This window comes from Nitrospiria bacterium, assembly GCA_035498035.1.
Classification (GTDB): domain Bacteria; phylum Nitrospirota; class Nitrospiria; order JACQBZ01; family JACQBZ01; genus JACQBZ01.
Window position 1 is genome coordinate 1 of record DATKAN010000035.1, and the last position, 23,838, is coordinate 23,838.

Below are 23,838 nucleotides of genomic sequence, written 5' to 3' on the forward strand. Positions count from 1 at the left end.
AGCGCAATCGGCTCATCGCGTTCCTGGATCCGGCCGTCGATCCCACCGGACGCGGCTATCACGCCCTTCAGTCCAAAATCGCGATCGGCTCCGGGGGGGTCTTCGGAAAAGGTCTGTTCGGAGGGACTCAGAGCCAGCTAAAATTTCTTCCGGAAGGCCACACCGATTTTGTGTTTTCGGTATTCGCCGAGGAGTGGGGCTTCGTGGGCGTATTGGTTCTTCTGACCCTCTACTTTCTTCTGATCTGGTGGGGGATCGACGTGGCCTACAAGGCCAAGGATCGATTGGGCGTGTTCATGGCGGTGGGCGTGGTCTCGATGCTGGTATTCTATCTGGCCGTCAATATCGGCATGACCTTGGGCGTGGCCCCGGTCGTGGGCGTACCGCTTCCGCTGATGAGTTACGGGGGCAATGCCATCCTGACGACCATGGCCGGGCTGGGACTTTTATTGAATATCAAAATGCGCCGCTTTATGCTATTTTATTGATTGTTTGTAGGGGCTCGCGTCGCCCCCTCCATCCGCCGCAGGCGGAATGGAGCCTCCCCCTCTCGCTCGCCGGGCTCGCCGGGTAAATCCCCACGGGCAAGCGGGTGAAGATACATTGAAGATGACGGCCGGAGGATTATCGCGGCCTCCTCAACGGAAAAGGATTCGATCATGGCCAACGAAATCATCATTAACGCGGCCCGGGAAGAGACCCGGGTGGCCGTGCTGGAAAACGGCGTGGTCACGGAACTCTATATCGACCGCCGGAAAGACCAGGGGATCGTCGGAAACGTCTACAAGGGCCGCGTCGTCAAGGTCCTGCCCGGGATGCAGGCCGCCTTCGTGGACATCGGTCAGGAACGGGCGGCGTTTCTGTATGTCGACGACATCACCTTCAGCGCGGAAGACTATTCCCGCTTCCTCGAAGAGGAAGAGGAGGAAAAGGCCGAAGCCAAAATGAACGAGGCGATGGAGCCGGTCGAGCCGGTCCGGGGTCCAGAGACCCCCTCGTCGGAGTCGGCGCCCTCCGTCGGTCTCGGGGAGGGAGCCGAGGGGGCGCCGGCCGAGCTGGAAGCCCCCGAACGCGGGGCCCCGGAAACGGAGCACCGCGAGCCCGCCCGCCCGAGGCCGCGCAAGTCCGGCAACAAGTCCATCGAGGATTTGCTTCAGGAGGGCCAGGAGATCATGGTCCAGGTGACCAAAGAACCGATGGGGACCAAGGGGCCCCGGGTGACCATGTATGTCTCCCTGCCGGGGCGCTACCTCGTCTTCATGCCCAACGTGAACCACGTGGGCGTTTCGCGGCGCATCGGCCGGGACGAGGAACGCGGGAGGCTCAAGGACCTGATTTACCGGCTGCGAAAACCCGGAACCGGTTACATCGTGCGCACGGTCACCGAGGGCATGACGGAGGAGGAGGTCCGAGCCGATATGGCCTTCCTGGATCTCGTCTGGAAAAACCTCCTGAAGAAAAAGGAGACGCTCTCGGCCCCGGCCATCCTCCACAACGACCTCGACCTGGTGTTTCGGACGATCCGCGATCTCTTCACCCCCAAAGTGGATCGATTGATCGTAGATGCCAAGTCGGAATACGACCGGATCAAGGAGTTCGTCAACACCTTCATGCCGGCGCTGAGCTCGCGCGTCGAGCTGTACGACCGGGAAGAGCCCCTGTTCGAGAACCTGGAGATCGAACTTGAAATCTCCAAGGCACTCGGCCGGAAGGTGTGGCTCAAGTCCGGCGGTTATATCGTGATCGACCATACCGAGGCCCTCAAGGTGATCGACGTGAACACCGGACGCTTCGTGGGCAAACGGCACCTGGAAGACACCATTTTAAAGACCAATCTGGAGGCGGTAAAGGAAATCGCCTATCAGCTGCGGCTACGGAACATCGGCGGGATCATCGTGATCGACTTCATCGACATGGAACGGGAACGGAACCGGGACAAGGTCTATAACGCGCTGCAGGAGGCCCTGAGCAAGGACCGGGCGAAGAGCCGAATTCTACGCATCTCCGAGCTCGGCCTGGTCGAGATGTCGCGCGAGCGCACGCGGGAGGATCTGCTGCGCATCATGTGCGAGCCCTGCAGCTATTGCGAGGGCCGCGGCTACACCAAATCACCCGTCACGGTTTGCCACGAGCTGTTTCGCGAGATCCGAAAGATCGGGATCTCGCCCAAGCACAAAAAGATCATCATCGGGGTCCATCCGGACGTGGCCAACCGTCTCTACGACGAGGAGCGCAAGAGCATCGAGGAATTGGAGCTGGAGTTTCACAAGAAGGTGATCATCAAGGCCGATTCGAACCTGCACATCGAACAGTACGACATTACGCCACTGTGACGCTGTAGAGACCGTGTCCTCGACCTTCCTCATCTGGATTCATCTCGTCGCCGCCATCACCTGGATCGGCGGCATGCTCTTTCACCGGCTGGTCTTGAACCCCGCCCTCGCGCGCCTGTCCGCGCCGGCCAAAGGACCTGAGCTGCTCCCCGGAATCCTCGCCCGGATTGAATCCCGCTATAAAAGCCTTCGGTGGCTCAGCCTGGCAACGCTCCTTGTGACCGGGATCGTCCTACTGCTCCATGAGGGCGGCTCGGCACGACTGGAATCCACCTGGGGCGCGTGGCTCATGCTCAAGCTTTTCTTCGTGCTCCTCGTCATCGGCCTCACCGCGATACTCGACGTCGGGATGGCGCCCGTTCCCTCCAATCCCGCCGCGCCTCAGGCGGCGCCGCCCGCCCGATCCGCGGCCATCCTTGCCGATACCATCCTCGCCCTCGGCCTCGTCATCGTCTTCATCGCGGCTTATCTTGTGCAGTCGTAGCGATCATCATTTCCTCTTTAAACGGCGCTTTTCGTCGGCAAAAAAGACCTTTTAAGAGCTCAACTGGGCGTCTATATTTAAAAAAATCTTTTTCAATCAAACCGTTCTTTAGGTCCGACCCCAACCTGCATTGCAAAGAGAAATGGAAAGACCGTGCATACGTAGATACCATCGATCTCGGCGCGCCTATCTACGACGTCATGGTTTAGGTAAATCAAGATCAGAACCGGATGTATTGCTTAGTTTTATTTTATATGAAAGCAGCCATGTGATAACCAAACAAATAGATAAAATTAATATTCCCACGATTATGATATTTCGGTGATCTACATTTGTTCTAATGACAAAACCCAGAAAGACATAAGATATAAGATTCTTCATAATATGGGCAGATATAGAAGGAACCAGTGATTTGGATCTTTCATATAAATAAGCGAATAAACAACCTGCAGCAAAAGTTCCTAAGGAAGCACCTCCATGAGATAGCATAAACAGAGCGGAACTCATTAGATTAGCGATGGGTGCATTAAATGTTTTCCTTAAAACACTATAGAATATTCCTCGATAATAGATTTCCTCCAATGCATTTCCAAAGAGTAACATCAGGAAAAGGAGTAAAACTGATATTGACAAGCCCCAAAATGATAGATTCTCCTCTATCGCATTGACCGATCCTTTCACCTCCGCTAAACTTCGACCTATCATTTCTGAAACTGTCTGGTCTGGCAAAAGATACAAAAGCAAAAAAAGAGGGAGATAGAGAGCAAAGATCCATTTAGATCCCAAACAGATATTACCCGTCCATTGACACTTCGAAATACCCATAACCGTTAAGGGTTGCCGCAACCTGAAGTGGAAAAATAACCAAACCACAGTGAGCATTATTGGTCCATAGAATAAATGCAATGCCGTAAACATCAGAAAGTTATCTTGTAAAAAGGATGCAGCTTTTTGAAGTAGCAACACAGCAACTTGCCCTATCATCAGGACGACAGCCGCATCTATAACGGTCCACTTTTGCTGTACGAAAAAAACAGGAATGATCGCATTCTTACGTACGATTAAGCTAGAAATCGCACATATAGTTAAAAGAACAACGACGTATGTAATGATCCAAAAGTTTGGTTCTACGATATTTCGAATAATATGCACCTTAATAGGCCCCTTAACGGTTTAATCCGGGTCGGACCTAAAGGACTCATTATTTATCCTCAGTATTCCTTCCAATAAATACGATTATTTTTCCTTAGAAGGCCCTTTTTGCCGTCAAAAGATGTCATATAAGGAGTGGTCCCATGATTCAATCGAAATCCAGGTGAAGAAGAACGGGGTGAGAGGGGAGATAGCGGAGAATGCGTTGAAACCGTCGGTCCATCAGGGTCCCCCAAGGCTTCAAGACCCCCTCTTCCCGTTCCTATATTATAACGGAGCGGAGGAAGGCGAGGAGGCTCAGACACAAGGGCAATGTATAGATGACTCGGTGGGATCTGTCAATAAAAATATTGAACGGGATTTGGATAAATGTTTATATCGGTCTATTTTGAAGCAGGATAGCCTTCAGCCCGCCTTCACGGCCTCGGGAGCCTCGGCTCTTTCTTTGACTTCTTCGAGAAGATGTTTGTGAGAAGAAGAACCGACGATCTCCTTGATCTGCGCCAGATCGGCCGGCTGGTAGGGGAGGATGAATTTTTCTTTCATCTGGAGGATCCGGAGCAACGACTGCTCGATCCGGGCCTCGCTGATCTTCTTGTGCTTGACGGCATTCGCCACGGCCTCCAGCGCTTCTCGTTGCTTGTCCTCGTCGCGGCAGAACAGTATCAGGTCCGCCCCGGCCTCGATCGCCTTCACGGCCGCTTCGCCCGGTCCATGCCGATCCGAGATCGCGGCCATCTCGAGGTCGTCCGTGACCACGACGCCCTTGAATCCCATGGCTTCGCGGAGCAGGCCGGTGATGATCTTTTTGGAAAGCGTGGCCGGCTCGTCCGGGTCCAGCTTGGGATAGAGCACGTGCGCCGTCATGATCGAGGCCAGTCCGTTCGGAATGATGTGGAGGAAGGGCCGGAGCTCCACCTCGCGAAGCCGTTGAAGGTCGTGCGGGACGCGGGGCAGTTCCTTGTGCGAATCGGCGGCGGTGTCCCCGTGCCCCGGGAAATGTTTTCCGCAGGCGATCACGCGGTTGTCCTGAAGCCCGGCCATCGTCGTCAAGCCCATCGAGCTGACCAGCGTGGGGCTGGCGCCGAAGGCGCGGTCTCCGATCACGGGATTGGCCGGATTGGTGTTCACGTCGAGTACCGGGGCCATGTTCATGTTGATCCCGACCGCCCGCAGCTCCCGCGCGGTCGCCTGGGCCACGCGGTAGACCAGCTCCGTCGAGTGGCAAGCCGCCAGTTGGGCGCCGCCGGGAAAAACCGTGAATCCTTTCGGGAGCCGCGAGACGCGCCCCCCTTCCTGATCGATGGAAACCAGCATGGGCATCTTGGGCGCTTGGGCCTGGAGGGCGTTGCACAGCCTGGCGGCCTGAGAGGGCGACTGGAGGTTTCGTGCAAACAGGATCACACCGCCGATCTGAAATTCCCTGATCAGACGAACGACGGCCTTGGAGGGGCTGCGGCCCTCGAAGCCCAACATGAAGAGCTGCCCGATTTTTTCCTTGAGCGTCATGTCTTGTCCCGTGTGGAGTCCGTCAGCCACTGCACCAGAAGCCGCACGCCGACCCCCGTCGCCCCCTTGGGCGCGTAAGGACGGGGTTCGTCGTTCCAGGACGTGCCGGCGATGTCGAGATGGGCCCAGGGATAGCCGTCGACGAATTTCTGGAGGAAGGCCGCCGCCGTGATGGCCCCGGCCCCGCGCCCGCCCACGTTTTTCATGTCCGCCACGTCGCTCTTGATCTGATCCTGGTATTCATCCCACAGGGGCAATTCCCAGACCCGTTCGCCGCAACGTTCGCCGGCCCGCTTGAGCCGCTCGATCAATTTGGGGTTCGTTCCCATCACACCCGTCGCGCGATTCCCCAGGGCGATGACGCAGGCCCCGGTCAGTGTGGCCAGGTCGACCACGGCGGACGGTTTGTAGCGCGCGGCGTAGGAGAGGGCGTCGGCCAGGATCATACGCCCTTCCGCGTCGGTATTGATCACCTCGATCGTTTTCCCCGACATGGCCCGCACCACATCGCCGGGCTTGACGGCCGTCCCGGAGGGCATGTTCTCCGTTGCGGGAAGCAGGCCGACCACCGAGACGGGAAGCTTGAGTTGAGCCAGGGCCTTCAACGTACCCAGCACGGTGGCCCCGCCGGACATGTCCGTCTTCATCTGCTCCATTTTCTCGGCCGGCTTGATCGAGATCCCCCCGGAATCGAAGGTGATGGACTTTCCGACGATCACGACCGGCGCGTCCTTCTTCTTCCCCCCGTGGTATTCCAGGATGATGAACTTGGGCGGCTCAAGACTGCCCTTCGCGACGCCGAGGAAGGCGCCCATGCCCAGCGATTCGGCCTCGTCCTTCTCGATCACGCGGCAGATCAAGCCGAACTCCTTCGCGATCGTTTTCGCCTCCTCCGCAAGGCGGGTCGGGGTCACCACGTTGGACGGATGGTTGCACAGGTCCCGCACGAAATTAGTGGCCTCGGCCAGGACCTGACCCGTGCGGCTGCCGCCGGCCACCTCGGCAATCTTTCCCTCGGCCCGGTCGACGAGGGTGATCTGCTGCACTTCCTTGATCTCCTCGCGCTTCTCGGTGCGATAGGCGTTAAATTGATACAGGCCCAGAAGACATCCTTCCACGATGGCCTGGGCCGAATCAAAGGTCGAGATCTTGTTCTGCCCGCGTCCGTGAAGGGGTGTGGAAAAGGACTTGATCCCGGCGTCGCGAATCTGGCGGCTGGCCGTTCCCATGGCCTGACGGAGCTTCTCCGTGCCGACCTCTTTTTTCTTTCCCAGCCCGACGAGCAGAACCCGCCTGGCCGGAATCTCACCCCGTAGGTGGAGCAGGAGAGTCTGGTTGAGCTTCCCCGTGAATTCCCCCCCGCCGACCAAGGCGCGGATCTGCCCCCCCAGTTTGCGGTCCACGCCGGCGGCCTCCTCCGAAAGGGATTTTTCGCCCTCGAAATGGCTCAGGACGATCGCCTCGGCCGTTTCCTCCTCCATTTTTCCCTTCTTGATCTTGATGTCCATTCCCTCTTGAACTCCTTTCCGGGTCGTTTACAAGCGCCGCACGTCCTCCACGGCCGTCGTCACCACGAAGACTTTGGTGTTGTTTCCCTCCGGGTCCGCCGGCTGCATAAAAAACCCTTTGAGGCTCGGATCGGGCGAGGTGAGGAAACCGTCCTTCCAGGGAAGCTCGCCATCGATGAACCCGCACAGGATCTCTCCGTCCTTGAACCGCACCATGATCCTTTTGCCTTTTCCTTCCATCGCGCCGAAGTACCGCTTCTTTTTATAGTGTTTGTTGCCCGAAAAGGACCGGACGTAGTATATCGCCTTCAGGTCGGAGACCCGCACCTCGATCGGCGGCCGGGACGCTTCCGATTCGAGCTGGAGATGCACCGTCTCGGCCGTCGGTGTGAAGCCGGTGAGCAGGCCCTTGAGCAGTTTCCCGGCCCGCACATGAAGCACCGCCTGTTCGCCGGACGAGGATGACTCGGTCGGATTCTGCATCAAACGCCTCGGGTCTCCGGATGCCAGATGTATTTGTGGATTTGAAGCTGAAGGTGGACCGAAAGGCCGCCCTCAAGGATCCAGTCGGCCAGTGGCCGGGGGTCCAGAACTCCGAACACCGGCGAGAAGAGGACGACGAGTCGGCTTAAGACGGGGTATTTTTCCAGGACCTCCACCGCCCAGTCATAATCGGCCCGGTCCTTGATCACGAACTTGACCTGATCTTGGGGACGGAGCGCCTCGATATTCTCCCAGCGCATGGCGCCGGACATCCCGCTTCCGGGACATTTGATATCCATGATCACGATTGCCCGAGGATCCATCGATCGGATATCGAGGCTTCCGCTGGTTTCGATCAGCACCGTGTGGCCGCCATCCAATAACTTCGTCACCAGCAACGGGGCCTCTTTCTGGAGCAGGGGCTCTCCCCCGGTCAACTCCACCAGCCGGCAGGCCGACGCCTCGACCTGGGCCAGGACGGCCTCCACGGTCATCTCCCGGCCCTCGTGGAAGGCATGGGTCGTATCGCACCAGTCGCAACGAAGGTTGCAACCCGTGGTCCGGATAAAGACACAGGGCTGCCCCGCATAGGTCGATTCGCCCTGGATGCTTTTATAGATTTCATTGATGATCATAACCGACATCTCGGCCCGGGCTCTTCTTTATATATTATATCGTATAAATATCAAGGGGGCGGGACCTGGTCCGGCCGGTCTTTCATACGACGACTCATTATGCCAAGCGGCCCGATACAAATCAAGGGAAAAGCTTCGGGGGAAATCCGGCGTCCAACCCCGATTTACCATTCCAAAACCGGCCAGCCGCGATCCGCGGCCATGCGCCTCATGCGCCGTCCGGGATTCACCACGTGCGGATAACCGACGGCTTCAAAGACGGCCGTATCGGCCGGACTGTCCGCGTACGCGTGGGATTGATCCAGGCGAACGGTCTCCCTTTTGGCCCATGCCTCCAACAACCCGCGTTTGGCCTCTCCGTACGGATGCGGCGGAATCAGCCTCCCGGTCCAACGTCCGTCTCTTTCTTCCAATCGCGAGCCGATGATGGCGTCGATTCCGAGGTCCTCGGCCAGAGGGCGGATCAAGAACTCCGGACAGCCCGTCAGCAACAGAAGACGGTGACCCTGCCGGCGATGATCCTCCAGAACGGCCAGGGCCCCGGGCGACACCGCCGGGCGCACCCAATCGCCCACAAAGGCCACGGCCAGATATTCCATGGCCCGGACCGGCCGGCCGGCCAGGTAGATTTTGTTGGACTTGATACGCATCGAAAGCGGCCCCTGGCCGTCGATCAGGAGACTGCGGATCGTCCGAAGGAAATCCTGAAGACGCAGTCTCCCGTGATTCCAGAGATAGCGCACAAACATCCGCTCGATCGAGGTTCGGGGAACCAGGGTGTGGTCCACATCCAAAACGGCCGCGACGAGGGATGTCTTGGATGAGACCGTCAAACGACCTTCCTTAGCTCGGTTCGGAGCGGACATATCGGCGGCCCTCGATCAGGACCGGCAGGCCCCGGACCAGACAGAACGCGACGGTGAAGTAGACCAGTCCCATTCCGACCCAGTACGCCCACGGCAACCCGCGTTCCATTTCGCCCAGATCCAATCCGCGCACCTGGGCCTGGATCAGGGCGAGGTAGAGAAGGAGATAGCCAAAGGCGACGAGCTTGGCCGTCGCATAAACCGCCCGGGAGGCGCGCGAGGCCACCAGCCATCGACCGATCGGAGAGCGCAGCATCGTCCCAAAGGCCGTCTCCCCGCGGGTCCGCGCAATCGACCGAACCGCGTCCGTCGCCAGACCCCGGACCATGACCGTGATCGGGACCCAGACCGGGATCAACCCGACATGCGCAAAGACAATCCAAAGCGCGTTTTCGACGACCCGGTCGCCGAAAATATCCATGACCGCTCCGGTTTCATCGGCCCGTCCCTCCCTTCGGGCGATCGCGCCGTCCAACCCGTCCAACACGAAAACGACGAGGACTATCCCGAACGCGATCAGTTCCCCCAAAACCGTATAGGTATAAATAAAACCGATCGCGACAAAAAGCAGTACGATGCGAAGGAGTGTGATCCGGTTGGCCATTAGGAAGGGTTGACGTTACGAGTTGAAAAACAATTTACGATTTACCATTCACGATTAACCAGAAAATTTCCCGCAACAGACGTAAATGGTAAATTGTAAATTGGGGATAATTTCCCTTGCGGGATAAAGCCGGTTCGCGGCTCCGCCGCGAGAGGCGCGGGGCTTGGGGGCATCGGAGGACCCTTTATCGCCCCAGCCGCACGGGCCCCCAATTATAATTGGTGCCGAAGGGGGGAGTTGAACCCCCACGGGTTGCCCCACACGCCCCTCAAACGTGCGCGTCTGCCATTCCGCCACTTCGGCCCCGTTTCCTCGTAGAAAGGGTATTATAGGAAGCCGAAGCTCTATTGTCAATTTTGCAGGGGCCTGCCGAGGGGTTTTCGACTCAATCCTTCTTCAATCCCCAGGGCGATTCGTCCAACCATCGGTTCAGGTCGGCGAACGGGAGAGGACGGCCCATGTAATAGCCCTGAGCGGCGTCGCAACCCAGTTCGATCAGTCGTTGATAGGTTTCCTGGTTTTCCACGCCTTCCGCCACGACCTTTATGCCCATGTTGTGCCCCAACTCGATCGTCGAACGGACGATCACCGCGTCGTTGGGGTCCTTGGCCATGTTGATGACAAAGGCCTTGTCGATTTTGATCGCGTCCACCGGAAGTTTTTTTAGATAGGCCAGGGATGAATACCCGGTCCCGAAGTCGTCGATGGAAAATCGGATGCCCGTCCCGTGGACTTTGGACAGGATCTCCAGGGCCCGTGCCGGATCGGCCATGATCGCGCTTTCGGTAATCTCCAGCTCCAGCCGTTCCGGCGATCCCCCGCGCGCCCGCATCAATTCCGCGAGCTGGCCGGGCAGCCGTGCATCATGGAGGTTGCGGGCCGACAGGTTGATCGACACCGTGAGGGGCTTTCCCGCCCGCCGCAAAACCCCGTCATCGCTCAGGGCCGCATGGAGAACCCAATGCGTGAGAGGGCCGATCAACCCGGTCTGCTCCGCCGGCCCGATAAATTGTTCGGGAGAAATAAAACCGTATTCCGGATGCTGCCAGCGCACCAGCGCCTCCACCCCGATCACGCGACCGGTCGTCAGATTGATCTTCGGCTGGTAGTGCAGGAGCAATTGGTTATGGTCGATGGCGTGGCGCAGCGCCCCCATCAGCGCCAGCCGTCGGGGGCTGTGTTGATCCAGCTCCGCCGCATAAACGGCGTATCCGCTGCCGGTCCGTTTGGCCTCGTACATCGCCACATCGGCGCGCTGGAAGAGCGTCTCGGCGTCCGTTCCATGATCCGGGTAGAGCGCGATGCCGATACTGGCTTCAACGGCGATGGGCAGGTTTTCGATCGCAAAGGGTTCTTCCAAGGATTTCAGAATCTTTTGGACTACCATTGTGATATGCTCCGCCGCAGCCAGACTGGGCAATACAACGGCAAACTCATCTCCGCCGAGACGGGAAACGAAGTCCGGTTCAAACAGAACGCGCTTGAGGCGTAATCCGACTTGAAAGATCAGGATATCGCCGTGATGATGACCCAAGGTGTCGTTAATTTGCTTGAAGCGGTCCAGGTCCATGAGCAGCAAGGCCACGGCATGTTGGCCGTTCCTTCCGTCTACAATTGCCTGTTGCAGGCGTTCCAGGAGCTGGGTCCGGTTGGGAAGGGCGGTCAGAGGGTCATAATAGGCCAGATATTGTATCGTTCGCTCCGCCTGCTCCCGCCCTCTCCTGACCTTGACTTCGCGCAACTCCCGTTCAATCGCGGGGACCAGCCGGGTGAGGTCATCCTTCATGACGTAGTCCTGGGCGCCGCTTTTCATGGCGGACACGGCGAGGTCTTCCCCAACCGTTCCCGACACGAGAATGAACGGGAGATCCAATCCGTTTTTCCGGATGAGCGCCAGGGCAGCCCGCGCGTTTAGTTTCTGCACGTCATCGTCGTAAAGGGCGATGTCCCAGGCCTGATCCTCAAGGGCCTTGGCCATCGCGGCGGGCGTGTTCACCCGTTTAACGATCGGATCGTAATTGGCCCTTCTCAGTTCACGGACGATCCGACGCGCGTCTTTTTCGGAATCCTCAATAATCAATATGCGAAGCGGATTACCCATGACCTTCCCTTCTCGAAACTTCGACGCCGGGTCTCCGGACGAACCTTTCTATAATCTTATCATATTTTCCGCGTTTATCCGGCCGGGCTAGCCGATCCTCTGTGGATCAACATCCACCTCAAGCCAGACGGCGGATCGGTCCGATCCGGTACGGACGGCGCTCAAACTCGCCCGAAGGGCTTCATGAAGCCCGCGGCTGTTCGGCGCCTTGATCAGGACCTGGAACCGGAATTTTCCGTGCAAACGCGGCCGCATCGCGGCGGCCGGCCCGAGAATTTGAAACCGGGTTTGCGGATCATCCAGGCGGACCGCCCGCTTGATCGCCTCCACCAGCCGTTGGGCCACGGCCCGGGCCTTGGACTCGCTCAGGGACTTCACCGTGACGACCGCCAGGCGCGAAAAGGGCGGATAGCCCAAGGCCCTCCGCTGAGCCAGTTCCTTTTCGTAAAATTCTCTCGGATCGCCCGTCGTCGCCCAAGCGATGGCTTCATGCGCCGGATGAAAGGTCTGGAGGATCACGTCTCCCCCGCTCGAAAAGTTCAGGACCCGCCGAACCAGCTGGAAGGTCTGTTCGCCGGCACGGAAGTCCGGAAGCTGAAAGGCACCGTCCGCCTGCAACAGCCCGATCAGCCCCGGCCGGGCCGGGCGGGGGCCCGTGAGCAGGAGTTGCGTCCCGATCACCAGATCGATCTCGGACCGGTTCAGCCGCGCGATCGCCGAAGACACCTCGTTTGAACGCACCGTGTCCCGGTCCAGCCGCGCGATCCGCGCCGACGGAAATTTTTCCCGGAAAAATTCCTCGGCCTGTTCGGTCCCGGCGCCGACAATTTCCAGGCGGGTTCCGCGGCATTGAAGACAGCGCGGCGGCGGGGCCGTGACCGTTCCACAGTAATGACAGGTTAATTGGCGGCTCTGCTTGGAATAGACCATCGCCACATGACAACGAGGGCACCGGACCACGGCACCGCAGTCTCGACAGCAAAGCGCCCCCCCGAAGCCCCGTCGGTTCAGGAGAAGCACAACCGGTTCCCGTTTGTCCAACCGTTCCGTCACGGCCGCAAGGAGTTCCTTCGAGACCAACGCCCCCCGCGATTGACCGCCCATGCCGACGATCCTCACGGCGGGAGGCGTCGCGGTTCCGGACCCCCGGCCCTCCAATCGGACGGTGCGGTATTTCCCGCTCTGGATGTTGGCGTAGGTCTCGACCGACGGCGACGCGCTGGTGAGAAGGACGAGCGCGCCGTGATGCGAGCCGCGGAGTACGGCCAGATCGCGCGCGTGATAGCGGGGAGACTCCGGTTGTTTGTAGGCCGGATCCTGCTCCTCCTCCACCACGATCAGCCCCGGATTCAAAACCGGCGCAAGGACGGCGAGCCGCGTCCCGATCACGATCGAAACGTCGCCCCGACGAGCCCGTTCCCACTGCAGCCGGCGCTCCCGGTCCGGAAGCCCGCTATGGAGTATCCCGACCGTGGCCGCCAGTCCCGCCTCAAACCGCTCGGCCCAATCGGGAACGCGGTCGATTTCGGGAACGAGCAGGATCACGGATCGCTTCCGACGAATCGTGGCCGAGATGAGGCCCAGGACCTCCGGCCGGGATCGCTCCGGAGCGCCCTCAAGACAAACGGTCTCGAACCGGCCCGAACCGACCGCTTGATAGATATCATCCGGAAGAGAAGACGCCGTCGGCATCGGACCCTCCGCGAATCGGAACGTCGTGACGGATGGGACGACGGGGGGTTGGGATGGACGGGGACGCGGCATGACGTTGGTCTCATCGATCCAGCCCTTCTGGACGAGTGCGGAGAGCGTGCGGGACAGCCGACTCGTGCCGCTTTGGCGCGAGGGGACCCCTGTCATCGTTCGCTGCAGAAGAGCTTCCAGCCTCAGCCCTCGGGGCGCCTGCTCCAGGAGGGCTAGAATCCGCCTGGCGGGATCTCCTTTCCTCGAGGACCCCGAAATCGCTTTTCGGCCCTCCTCCTTGATTCGATAATGGCGCCCAACTTTGACCTCCAGTCCCGGCGGAAGGATCGCCTTCATCGCGACCCCCCAGCCGGTCACGTAGTATTCCGCCATCCATCGGGCCAGCGCCATCATCGACCGGTCCAGAAGGGGATTTGAATCTAAAAGATTCAGGATAGGTTTGAGTTGTGCCGGATCCCCACGATGAAGGCGGCGGGTCACAATCCCGGTCCGCCATCCATTCCGAAACGGAACCAGAACGCGCATTCCGGGTTCAAGCCGGTCCTGGAAGACCTCCGGTACTGAATAATGGAAGACCCGGTCGAGGTGTTTGAACAGAACCACCTCGGCGACGGGCCGTGCATCCTTCGGCTCGACGGATCGTTCCCTCATGGGCGGATTCTAACAACTCTCCGGGACAAACACAAGATAACCCGGGCGAGTTGCTTTTCGACGGCGGGGATGGTAGAGTGCGGGCGTTTTTAACCGTAGGAGGATGACCGGATGCGTTACGGATTTCTGATCGGCCTGATCGGGGCGGGGGTGATGCTCGGCCCCGCGTTCGCCGATGAGCTGGCCGCGGTGAACGGAAAGCCCATCACCACGGAGGTGTTCCGGCAAAAACTGGCCGAGCTTCCGGCCAATATGAAGGACTCGATCAACACCCCGGAAGGCCGCCGGGAAGTCCTGGATATCCTGATCACGCGGGAGCTGCTGTATCAGGAAGCCGTTAAGCGCCATCTGGAAAAGGACCGGTCGATTCAGGAAAATTTGGCCGAGGCGCGTCGCTCCGTGCTCGTAACGGGGATGATGGACCGCCTGACGGCCCGGATGGTCGCCGGGAATACCCTGAAGAATTATTACGAGGCCCACCGAATCGATTTTCGCGAGGTGCGGGCCAGCCATATCCTGGTGGAGAATGAAGAGGAGGCCCGGACCCTCAAACAGCAGCTCAATGCCGGGGCGGATTTCGGGGAGCTGGCGCGAAAGTTTTCAAAAGACGGCCGGTCGGGCCCGGCCGGGGGAGACCTTGGCTATTTCACAAAGGGCCGGATGATTCCGGAAATTGCCACTGCCGCATTCGCCCTGCCGGTGAACGCGATCAGCGAGCCGGTCAAATCGTCCTACGGGTATCATCTGATTAAAGTGACCGATGCGAGAGAGACCCGGCGGTTTGAGGACCTGCCGACGCCGGTCTTGGAGGATGTCAAGCGGGCCGTACTGCAGGAGGAGATCCAAACCCTTCGCAAGGCCAACGCGGTCACGGTCCACACGGAAAAACTCGACCAACTCCGCTAACGGCCCGCGCGCCCCTCGCTACTTCGGAGCGCTCGGCACCGCCGCCGCTTTGCCCCAGTTCACGGGGATGCTGTAATACCCGCCGTTCTTCTGGTATCGCAGAAGCCCGTGGCGCTTTCCGTACTCGTAGAGGTCCCGGGTCAGCCGCACATCCGAAAGGCAGTAGCTCTTGAGCTTCTCCATATCGCCTTCCCGGAAAAAGCGAATCGCGTCCAGCCCGTGTCCCGTCTTGCCCTCGCCGAGCGTCGCCTTGACCAGGGTGTCGAGACTCAGCCGGTGGCCGAGGAAGCGCTCGACCTCTTCCATGATATCCAGCGTCGGAAGATTCTTGAGGCTCCGTTTGAGATAGGGCTCGAGCACCGGGTAGTCGAACCGCTTGAGGTTGAACCCGACGATCAGGCCCGCATCCTCCAGGATCCCGCGAAGGGACGGGGTGTCCCATTCGGTGAACGTCCGGAAGAGGTCCTGGTCGTAGGAGTAGATCCCCACCACGGATACCCGCAGCAGGTGAAGGTTTTCCCTCCCCCCGACCTCGTCGAAGCTCTTCTGCGTCTCCAGGTCCAGCACGATCACATCGCCCATTATGGCTCCTTTCACCGTCGGGAACCGCTCTTTACTTACCTCCGGAAGGCTTCAGCATGATTTTATGCGCCATGTACTTTCCGCCCTCCATGGCCTATTGAATCTCAACCGACTCGCCGGACTTGATATCCCCGAGGCCTTTCTTTTCAGCGCCGGAAGTGATTGCGGTGCCGTCCGTCACGACAAACTTGATGCGGCCTCCCGTCTCGGGATTTTTCACGATCACGTTGTGCCCCGCGGCGTCGACCTTGACCACCTGTCCGGAATACGGGATATCGGCGCTCTGGGCCGGCGTTTCGAAGATGAGGACCACAAAAACAGCCGAGACAATAAGCAAGGACACGGCGGTCGCGAAAAACCGGGATCGGATTCTCATAAGCGTTTACTCCTGTCAAATGGTTCGGGATAGGTCCATCATACCAAAGGATCCGCGTGCGTAGCAAGCGGCGAGCTTTCCCGTCCTTTTCGGACAATATGGCCTATGATTACATTTTGGGATCGAGCTCGATCAGGCCCTTTCGGATGGCGTGAATGGCGGCCTGGGTGCGGTCGTAGACGTGAAGCTTATGGAAGATGTTCCGGACATGGTTTTTGACCGTCTTCTCGCTCAACTCGAGGACGTTGGCGATTTCCTTGTTCGTCTTTCCCTCGGCCACCAGCTTGAGAACCGTGATCTCCCGATCGGTCAGGCCGTGCTCGAGGCGTCCCGGCCTTCGCCCCTTGCCCTCGGCCAGGAGCGAAAATTCATTCAGGATCTTGCTCGCCACCGACGGATGGATCAACGACTCCCCCTCGGCGATGGCCCGGATGGCCTTGACGATCTGGCCGGAATCGGCGTCTTTGAGCAGGTAGCCGGTCGCCCCCGCCTTGACGAGATCGAAGATATACTCCTCCTCGGCATACATCGTCAGGACCACGACGCCGATGTGGGGGTTTTCCCGTTTGATCTCGCGGGTGGCCTCCACGCCGTTCATCCGGGGCATGCTGATGTCCATCAAAACCACGTCGGGAAGCAGCTGCCGGGCCTTCTCGACCGCCTCCACGCCGTCTTTGGCGACCCCCACCACCTCAATGTCTTCCTTGGTCTTCAAGATGGCCGAGAGGCCTTCCCGGACCACCTGATGATCATCGGCGATCAGCACTCTGATCTTGTTCACGAAGGAGTTGCTCCTTTCCCTCGAGCGGAACCCGAAGAACGATCTTGGTCCCCTGCCCGGGTTTGGTATCGATGACGGCCGTCCCGCCCAAAAGCCGGGCGCGCTCCATGATTCCCTTCAGTCCGAACGAGGCCCATTTTTCCGGATGCGACGATACCGCCTCGAGGTCGAATCCCCGTCCGTTGTCCGAGAGCGTCGTCCGGAGGTCCGATGCGCCGATGGTCAAATCCACCCCGATCCGCGTCGCCTTCGCATGCCGCTGGACGTTCGACAGGGCCTCTTGAATTATCCGAAACAGGAACATCTTGACCCGGGGCGGGATGCGGTGTTCGTCACCCCGGACCTTGAAATCGGTCCCGATCTGATACTGTTTAGAATACGTCTTCAGATAATTTCGGATGGCTGGAAGAAGCTCCATTCGGTCGAAATGCAAGGGCCGGAGATTGAAGACCACCTGACGGGCCTCTTCGATGGCGGCCCTCAAAAGGGCTCTCGTGTCCAGGATCAAAACCCGGCACTGCGCGGGATCCTTCTCCATGAGCTCGCTGCAGAGATCCAGCTTGTAATTGAGCCCCACCAGCGTCTGGACCAGTCCGTCGTGGATGTCCAGCGCGATTCGCGTCCGCTCCTCCGCGATGGCATGCTGGATCTCTCGCAGGTACAATCCATAAAGCGCCTGGTATTCCCGAAGGTGTTTCTCGATCTCCTCCTTGTCCTTGATGCGGGCCTCGATCAACTGCCACATGAACTTGGCGGTGGGCCCGCCGATCACGGCCACGTCTGTTCGCGGGAGTTTCCGGAGGCTCCGCTCCACCTTCGGATTGCCCGTCACATCGATGAGGAGATCCACCTTTTTAAGGCGGAGCAGCCGCTGGTAGTCTCTCGTCGTTGGAATCGAGAGGCGCTTGGCGAGCCGTATCCCGGGCGCGCGGGGCCTTCGGTCCGCCACCCCGATGATCTTGACCAAGGGGTCGGGATGGAAGATCTCGATGAGGGAGGTTCCGCCTCGTCCGGCTCCGATAATGGCGACATGGGTTTTGTTCATGGGAGCCGAGGATGAGCGCGCCGGCGGCCGCAATCGTCGGACGGCGCTAGGCCGACGCCTTGGTGGAGGTGCCGCCCTCCTTGACCGTCAGGGGGCGGGCGGGGCGATCGCCCGCGTTGTTCGGATCCCGGTCCAGGAGGCCTTTCAGTTCGGACATAAACTGGTTTAAATCCTTAAACTCCCGGTAGACCGAGGCAAAACGCACATAGGCCACCTGGTCCAGACGATAAAGTTCAGCCATCACCGCCTCGCCGATCGACCGGCTGGATATTTCGGTCTCCCCGTTTTCCTGCAACTTCTTTTCGATGCGCGTGGCCACGGCGTCCAGCGTATCCATGCTGATCGGTCGCTTCTCGCAGGCCTTTTTCAGGCCGGCGAGTATCTTTTGGCGGTCGAGATGCTCCCGGCGGCCGTCCTTCTTGATCACCATCGGCGACATCTCCTCCACGCGCTCATACGTCGTGAAGCGGCGATCGCACTTGAGGCATTCCCGCCGGCGCCGTATGACGGCGCCTTCCTGGCTCAGCCGGGAATCGACCACCTTGTTGTCGAGCGATTCACAATGGGGACACTGCATCGTCTAATGAACCGGGCTCATCCCTTGAGCGGGAATTTTTTACAAAGCGCCTTCATCCGTTTTCGAGTCTCCCGGATGACGGCCTCGTCGTTCGGATGGGCCGTCACCCGATCGATCGCCTCCGCGATGATCTCCATTTCGGGCTCTTTCATTCCGCGGGTCGTGACGCAGGGGGTCCCCAGACGGACCCCGCTGGCCACCGCCGGAGGTTTTTCATCGAAGGGGATCGCGTTCTTATTGACCGTGATCCCGGCCCGATCCAGCGCCGCCTCGGCCTCTTTCCCGGTCACGTTGCGATTGGAAAGATCCGCCAACATCAGATGGTTGTCCGTGCCGCCCGAGATAAGTCGGAACCCGCGCCGGAGCAGGCCCTCGGCCAGCGCCTGCGCGTTGGCCACGATCTGCCGCTGATATACCTTGAACTCCGGCGCCAGCGCTTCTTTAAAGGCCACGGCCTTGGCCGCGATGACATGCATCAGCGGCCCCCCCTGGAGACCGGGAAAAACGGCTTTGTCGATCGCCTTCGCGTATTCGGTCTTGCACATCACCATGCCGCCCCGCGGCCCCCGAAGAGTCTTCTGGGTGGTCGTCGTGACAAATTCCGCGTACGGAACCGGGCTGGGATGCACGCCCGCCGCCACCAAACCCGCGATGTGGGCGATGTCGGCCATCAGGAGGGCGCCGCTTCGATCCGCGATTTCCCGCAGGCGCTTGAAGTCAAAGACGCGGGGATAGGCGCTGGCCCCGGTTACGATGATCCGCGGTCGGTGCTCATCGGCCAGGCGGGCGACTTCGTCGTAATCGATCCGGCCGGTCTCCCGGCGCACCCCGTAGAAGACGGGGCGATAGAGGCTGCCTGAAAAGTTCACCGGATGCCCGTGCGAAAGATGGCCGCCGTGGGCCAGGCTCATCGAGAGGATCACCTCGCCCGGTTTGAGCACGGCCAGGTAGACCGCCATGTTGGCCTGGGTACCCGAATGGGGCTGAACGTTGACGTGGTCGACGCCGAACAGCGCCTTCGCGCGGGCGATCGCCAGCGACTCGGCCACATCCACAAACTCGCACCCGCCGTAGTATCGTTTTCCGGGAAGGCCCTCGGCATATTTGTTCGTCAGAAGACTTCCCTGAGCCTCCAACACCGCTTTACTGGCATAATTCTCGGACGCGATCAGGATGATCTGTTCCCGTTCCCGCTTTTTCTCTCCCTCAATCGCGTCGTAGATATCGGGATCAGTTTTCTTCAACACAGACACGGCCGTTCACCTCATCATTCGGGCTTGCGCATTCCCCACTCGCTCGCCTTGCTCGCCCGGGAATTAACTTTCCTTTAATCTCGAACGCCCTTCTTTTCGATTTCTTCGATCTTGGCCAATCGCCGGGCATGTCGTCCGCCGTCAAAGCCGGTCGTCAGCCACAAGCGAACGATCTCCAGCGCCGTCTTCTCCTCCAACACGCGTTGTCCCAAAACAAGAATGTTGGCATCGTTGTGCAGCCGGCTGACTTTCGCCGTAAACGGGTCGAAACACAGGGCCGCCCGCACCCCGGGAAACTTGTTGGCCACGATCGACATGCCGATTCCGGTTCCGCAGATCAGGATACCCCGCCGGACCCGCCCTTCCGAAACGGCCTGCGCCACGGGAACTCCATAGTCGGGGTAGTCGACCGAGTCATGGTTATGCGTCCCCATATCGGTAACCCCCAGGCCTTGGTCCTGAAGAAAATGGAGGATCTTGCCTTTCAAGTCAACGCCTGCATGATCGCTGGCGATGGCAATGTCGGTCATTTCACTCATTGAAGAACCCCTTGATCAAGGGAGTTTCATCATAGCCTACCGGTGGGTTTCTGTCAAGGCAAGGAGCGACGGAGACGGGCTTAGGTTGAGACCCCGTCCGGCTCTTTTCGCCGCTCGCCGAGTCGGCGGTCATGCTCTTGGGGATTGGTGGGAATGACCACGGTAAAGGCGGCCCCTTTTCCCGGCAGGGACTGAACATCGATGTAGCCACGGTGGGCCTCGATGATCTGATGGCAGGTCAACAGACCCAGACCGCTGCCCTCGTGATGCTTGGTCGTGAAAAAGGGGTCAAAGAGTTTCGAGAGGTGTTCTTCCTCAATTCCGGACCCCGTGTCGATGACGGCCACCTCCAGCGCCATCCCGTTGTTTCCGTGGGCGGCTCGTCGACTGCGGACCGTGACCGTCCCCCGGTCCGTGGCCTGAATCGCGTTCAAAAGCAGGTTCATGAAGACCTGTTTCATTCGTTCCTGGTCCAACCAGGCGGTCGGAAGATCGGGATCAAAATCTTTCTTCAATACATTCAACTTTTTTTTGGCTTCCGGAACCAAAAGTGCGACCATGTCATCCAAGAGCTCGTTGAGGTGGGTTTCCTGGAAATGGTACTCGTCCTGCCCCGTGAAGCGGGAATACCGGAGCATCCGCGTGATGAGGTGGTGAATGCGATCCAACTCCTCGCACACCCTTCGGTAGAACTGGTCCCAATATTCCTTGTCCTTGGACTTCTCTTTATACTTTTGCGGGAGCATCTGGAGGAAAGCGCTCACCGCCGTCAACGGGTTGTTGATCTCGTGGGCCATGCCGGCCGCCAGGGTGCCGACGGCGGACAGCCGGTTGGCGCGGGCCATGCGTTTTGCGGTTTCGATCTTTTCGGCCTCAAGACGCTCCCGTTCCCGAATCAGGTAGAAGGTCTCGATCCCCTGGCGGATGACGTTCCGCAGATCGTCTTCGTTGTACGGCTTGGCCAGGTATCGGTAAACGTTTCCTTCATTGATGGCCTCGATCACGACATCCATGTCGGAATAAGCCGTCATCAGCATGCGCACGGTGTCCGGATGATGCACCTTCACCTGCTTCAACAGTTCCACCCCGCTCAACCGCGGCATCCGCTGATCCGTCAAGATGACCGCGATTTCATTCTCTCGCAGGATGCGCATGGCCTCTTCGCCGTTCTGGGCCGTGTGTAGGGTAAAATCCTCTTTGAACTGGAGGCGGAAAGTTTCCAGCGCCAGCGGCTCGTCATCGACATAGAGTACGGGATAACGCCGGTATTCTTCCTGACTCAACAACGGTTTCATCGGCTGTTCCCTTTAACGGCCATGGGGGCGCCGGGCTTGGCCGTTTCCGCTCGGTCCGGCAATTGACGTTTCGGCAGCGTGATAACAAACTCGGCCCCCTTCTCTTCTTCGCTGCTGACCGTGATCTTCCCCCCGTGATTCTCGATGATCCTGTAACTGACCGAAAGACCCAGGCCGGTTCCCTGGCCGACCTCCTTTGTGGTAAAAAACGGCTCAAAAATCCGCCCAAGATGCTCCTTTTGGATACCCTTTCCGCTGTCGCGAACCGCGATATGAACCCGGTCGCCTTCCTCCCAGGTCCGTATCCAGATGTCGCCCTTCTCCGGAATCGCCTGGATCGCGTTTTGAAGAAGATTCATGAAAACCTGATTGATCTGCCCGGGAATGATCTCCACTGCCTCTTGGATGCCTAAGTCCCGGTGAACGGTGATCCGGCCCGTCATTTCGTGCTGGATCAGCTTCAACGTGGCCTCCAACCCCTCTTGAATGTCGACCCGTTTTGTGTACTGCTCGTCTTTACGGGCAAAGGTCTTCAGGTCCGTCACGATTCCCTCGGTGCGTTCCAGCCCAGACTTGACAATGTTGAGTGATTGCTCGATATCCTGAAGGAGTTTATTGAATTGGGCGAGCACCTGCCGCGTCTCCGGCTGTTTTTCCAGCGCCTCGCGAACCTGCCCCAGGTAGCGTCGGAGATTGGAGAGGCTGCCCTTGGCAAAACTCACGGGGTTGTTCACCTCGTGCGCAATACCGGCGACGAGCAATCCCAGGGCCGCCATCTTCTCGGAATGAACCAACTGGGTCTGGGTTTCTTGAAGCATCTTCAGCGTCCGCTCCAGCTCTTCGCTCCGATTTTGAATTTCGCGCTCCAAACGACGAAGCTGAACCAGGGACCGAATTTTCGCCTTGAGCTCCTGGGCATTGAACGGTTTGGTGAGATAATCATCCGCGCCGAATTCCAGGCCTGATATCTTTTCGGAGAGCTCGGCCTTGGCGGTGAGCAGGATCACCGGGATATGCTTCGTATGGGGATCGCTTTTAATTTCCCGGCAGACCTGGTAGCCGTCCTTGCCCGGCATCATGACATCGGAGATGATGATGTCCGGGAGGTGGCGGGTCGCCAGTCCAACGCCCTCGATCCCATCCCGAGCCTGTAGGAGCTTGAATTCGTCCTGGAGCTGGAAGGCGATGAAGCTTCGCATGTCCGCGTTGTCTTCGATCAGCAGGACCGTTTGTTCGATCGGGCCCGACGGAAATGGGAGGGGGGCCTGAATCGGCACGGGTTCTTTCAGGATATCGCTGGCGGAGTACTCCGCGGCCAAGCGCAGGGACCGCGTCCAATCCTCCGTCAAACGGCGTTCAGTTTCCCGCCGGTCCCGCGCCCGACGCGGTGAGGTACGCCGGTCCTCGGAGGCGGTGTTCGTCACCGGCAGCTCGAGGTCCGTCGGAAGCGTGAAGGTCATCACGGTACCCTGGCCCGGCTCGCTGTCGGCCCAAATCCGCCCGCGGTGGAGTTCCACCAGTTCTTTGGCCAGGGCGAGTCCGATCCCGGTTCCCTCATATTTGCGGCTGGCCGAGGCATCCACCTGGGAAAACCGCTCGAAAATCTTCTCCTTATACTCTTTTGGAATTCCAATACCCGTGTCGGCCACGGAAATCTGGACACCGTTCGCCGAGCCCTTACCTTCGTCCGAATGAGCCATTCCGCAACGCACGGTCACCGCGCCCCCGGGCTCTGTAAATTTAATCGAGTTGAAGATCAGGTTTAGGAGCGCCCGTTCGACCTTTTCGCGGTCGCAGACCACCTTCGGCAGTCGTTCACCGTCAACGTACGAAAGTCGAATCTGCTTTTTCTCGGCCATCGGCGTTACCGAAACCACGATTCCCTTGACAAAATGGGCCAAATTGACCGGCTCGAGGTTAAGCGTCATTTTGCCGGCGTCGATCTTTGCAAGATCCAACAGGTTGTTGATCATCTTGAGCAGCCGGAGGGCGTTTTGGTGCATGATCTGGATGTGGCCCTGCTGCGTCTTGGAGACGTTCCCCAGCTCCCCCTTGAGAAGCGACTCCAGCGGCGCCAGAACAAGGGTCAACGGCGTCCGCAGCTCGTGCGAGACGTTGGCAAAAAATTGCGTCTTGATCGCGTCCAGCTCTTTGAGTTTTTCGTATGCCTTCTCCAAATTGTTCTTCGTTTCTTCTAAATTCACGTTGGTGTTTTTCAGCTCAAATCGGGCTTTGAACTCTCGATATCTCATTTTGTAAGAGAAGAATGTTGCAGTGGCCGCAATGATCATCGTCATGTTAAGAAAGAAGAGGTTGTTCAGAAATAGCGGCCACGACGTAATTTTCTCAAATAATACGATGGGAACAATGTAGGAAAGATCGATGGCCAAATACACTCCAGCCATTCGCCCCAAGCTCCATGGCATAAGCAGACTGAAGGCAAGAAACATGAGG

22 protein-coding genes and 1 tRNA gene are annotated in these 23,838 nt (G+C 58.9%); 4 read left to right on the top strand and 19 right to left on the bottom strand.

All coding sequences use genetic code 11. The features are described 5' to 3' along the window. The 3 genes from VMN77_07240 to VMN77_07250 form a co-directional block, all read left to right on the top strand. On the top strand, positions 1 to 488 hold a 488-nt coding region (locus VMN77_07240), incomplete at its 5' end, for an FtsW/RodA/SpoVE family cell cycle protein (GenBank protein HTN43576.1). Between the two features lie 171 nt (positions 489 to 659). Beyond that, entirely contained in the window at positions 660 to 2,333 is a 1,674-nt protein-coding gene (locus VMN77_07245; GenBank protein HTN43577.1) for an Rne/Rng family ribonuclease, read from the top strand. A 13-nt stretch (positions 2,334 to 2,346) separates the two neighbouring features. Further along, complete coding sequence (locus VMN77_07250) at positions 2,347 to 2,817, top strand: CopD family protein (protein ID HTN43578.1); 471 nt, start codon at positions 2,347 to 2,349, stop codon at positions 2,815 to 2,817. Between the two features lie 198 nt (positions 2,818 to 3,015). Here the strand turns inward: VMN77_07250 and VMN77_07255 are convergent, their stop codons facing one another. The 10 genes from VMN77_07255 to priA all read right to left on the bottom strand — a co-directional run bounded on the left by VMN77_07255 (position 3,016) and on the right by priA (position 14,030). Next, a complete protein-coding gene (locus VMN77_07255; GenBank protein HTN43579.1) occupies positions 3,016 to 3,969 on the bottom strand; it encodes a CPBP family intramembrane glutamic endopeptidase in 954 nt (317 codons plus the stop codon). 405 nt (positions 3,970 to 4,374) lie between these two features. Then, positions 4,375 to 5,478: a beta-N-acetylhexosaminidase gene (gene nagZ / locus VMN77_07260; protein ID HTN43580.1), complete on the bottom strand. Its 1,104-nt coding sequence runs from the start codon at positions 5,476 to 5,478 to the stop codon at positions 4,375 to 4,377. Continuing rightward, on the bottom strand, positions 5,475 to 6,986 hold the full coding sequence (locus VMN77_07265; protein ID HTN43581.1) for a leucyl aminopeptidase: 1,512 nt from the start codon (positions 6,984 to 6,986) through the stop codon (positions 5,475 to 5,477). Before VMN77_07265 ends, nagZ begins: the two co-directional genes overlap by 4 nt. A gap of 27 nt (positions 6,987 to 7,013) precedes the next feature. After that, positions 7,014 to 7,469, bottom strand: a complete 456-nt coding sequence (locus VMN77_07270; GenBank protein HTN43582.1) for a hypothetical protein — start codon at positions 7,467 to 7,469, stop codon at positions 7,014 to 7,016. Continuing rightward, positions 7,469 to 8,113, bottom strand: coding sequence for a radical SAM protein (locus VMN77_07275; GenBank protein ID HTN43583.1), 645 nt, complete (start codon positions 8,111 to 8,113; stop codon positions 7,469 to 7,471). The genes VMN77_07270 and VMN77_07275 overlap by 1 nt, the downstream gene beginning before the upstream one ends. A 155-nt stretch (positions 8,114 to 8,268) precedes the next feature. Next, positions 8,269 to 8,937, bottom strand: coding sequence for an HAD-IB family hydrolase (locus tag VMN77_07280; GenBank protein ID HTN43584.1), 669 nt, complete (start codon positions 8,935 to 8,937; stop codon positions 8,269 to 8,271). A gap of 10 nt (positions 8,938 to 8,947) precedes the next feature. After that, on the bottom strand, positions 8,948 to 9,574 hold the full coding sequence (locus VMN77_07285; GenBank protein ID HTN43585.1) for a CDP-alcohol phosphatidyltransferase family protein: 627 nt from the start codon (positions 9,572 to 9,574) through the stop codon (positions 8,948 to 8,950). 219 nt (positions 9,575 to 9,793) lie between these two features. Continuing rightward, a tRNA-Leu gene (locus tag VMN77_07290) sits at positions 9,794 to 9,877 on the bottom strand. An 82-nt stretch (positions 9,878 to 9,959) separates the two neighbouring features. Continuing rightward, entirely contained in the window at positions 9,960 to 11,675 is a 1,716-nt protein-coding gene (locus tag VMN77_07295; GenBank protein ID HTN43586.1) for an EAL domain-containing protein, read from the bottom strand. 87 nt (positions 11,676 to 11,762) lie between these two features. After that, positions 11,763 to 14,030, bottom strand: coding sequence for a primosomal protein N' (priA, locus tag VMN77_07300; GenBank protein ID HTN43587.1), 2,268 nt, complete (start codon positions 14,028 to 14,030; stop codon positions 11,763 to 11,765). A 111-nt stretch (positions 14,031 to 14,141) separates the two neighbouring features. Here priA and VMN77_07305 point away from each other — a divergent pair, with 111 nt between their 5' ends. Next, the gene (locus VMN77_07305; protein ID HTN43588.1) at positions 14,142 to 14,936 is read left to right on the top strand and encodes a peptidylprolyl isomerase; all 795 of its coding nucleotides are present in this window, start codon (positions 14,142 to 14,144) and stop codon (positions 14,934 to 14,936) included. Positions 14,937 to 14,954: 18 nt separating this feature from the next. Here VMN77_07305 and VMN77_07310 read toward each other — a convergent pair whose 3' ends face one another. From VMN77_07310 to VMN77_07350, 9 genes are all read right to left on the bottom strand, one after another. After that, complete coding sequence (locus VMN77_07310; protein HTN43589.1) at positions 14,955 to 15,518, bottom strand: ribonuclease H-like domain-containing protein; 564 nt, start codon at positions 15,516 to 15,518, stop codon at positions 14,955 to 14,957. 94 nt (positions 15,519 to 15,612) lie between these two features. After that, positions 15,613 to 15,894: a hypothetical protein gene (locus tag VMN77_07315; GenBank protein ID HTN43590.1), complete on the bottom strand. Its 282-nt coding sequence runs from the start codon at positions 15,892 to 15,894 to the stop codon at positions 15,613 to 15,615. A 109-nt stretch (positions 15,895 to 16,003) separates the two neighbouring features. Further along, positions 16,004 to 16,675 carry a response regulator transcription factor gene (locus VMN77_07320; protein ID HTN43591.1) on the bottom strand — a complete coding sequence of 224 codons (672 nt, stop codon included), beginning with the start codon at positions 16,673 to 16,675 and terminating at the stop codon, positions 16,004 to 16,006. Beyond that, positions 16,644 to 17,720, bottom strand: a complete 1,077-nt coding sequence (locus VMN77_07325; protein ID HTN43592.1) for a sensor histidine kinase — start codon at positions 17,718 to 17,720, stop codon at positions 16,644 to 16,646. Before VMN77_07325 ends, VMN77_07320 begins: the two co-directional genes overlap by 32 nt. A 46-nt stretch (positions 17,721 to 17,766) precedes the next feature. Next, positions 17,767 to 18,297: a transcriptional regulator NrdR gene (gene nrdR / locus VMN77_07330; GenBank protein ID HTN43593.1), complete on the bottom strand. Its 531-nt coding sequence runs from the start codon at positions 18,295 to 18,297 to the stop codon at positions 17,767 to 17,769. A 17-nt stretch (positions 18,298 to 18,314) separates the two neighbouring features. Next, complete coding sequence (gene glyA, locus VMN77_07335) at positions 18,315 to 19,550, bottom strand: serine hydroxymethyltransferase (protein ID HTN43594.1); 1,236 nt, start codon at positions 19,548 to 19,550, stop codon at positions 18,315 to 18,317. Positions 19,551 to 19,624: 74 nt separating this feature from the next. Then, on the bottom strand, positions 19,625 to 20,080 hold the full coding sequence (rpiB, locus tag VMN77_07340; GenBank protein ID HTN43595.1) for a ribose 5-phosphate isomerase B: 456 nt from the start codon (positions 20,078 to 20,080) through the stop codon (positions 19,625 to 19,627). 89 nt (positions 20,081 to 20,169) lie between these two features. Beyond that, positions 20,170 to 21,384 carry an ATP-binding protein gene (locus VMN77_07345; protein ID HTN43596.1) on the bottom strand — a complete coding sequence of 405 codons (1,215 nt, stop codon included), beginning with the start codon at positions 21,382 to 21,384 and terminating at the stop codon, positions 20,170 to 20,172. Beyond that, positions 21,381 to 23,789, bottom strand: coding sequence for an ATP-binding protein (locus tag VMN77_07350; protein HTN43597.1), 2,409 nt, complete (start codon positions 23,787 to 23,789; stop codon positions 21,381 to 21,383). Before VMN77_07350 ends, VMN77_07345 begins: the two co-directional genes overlap by 4 nt. Between the last annotated feature and the right edge of the window lie 49 nt (positions 23,790 to 23,838).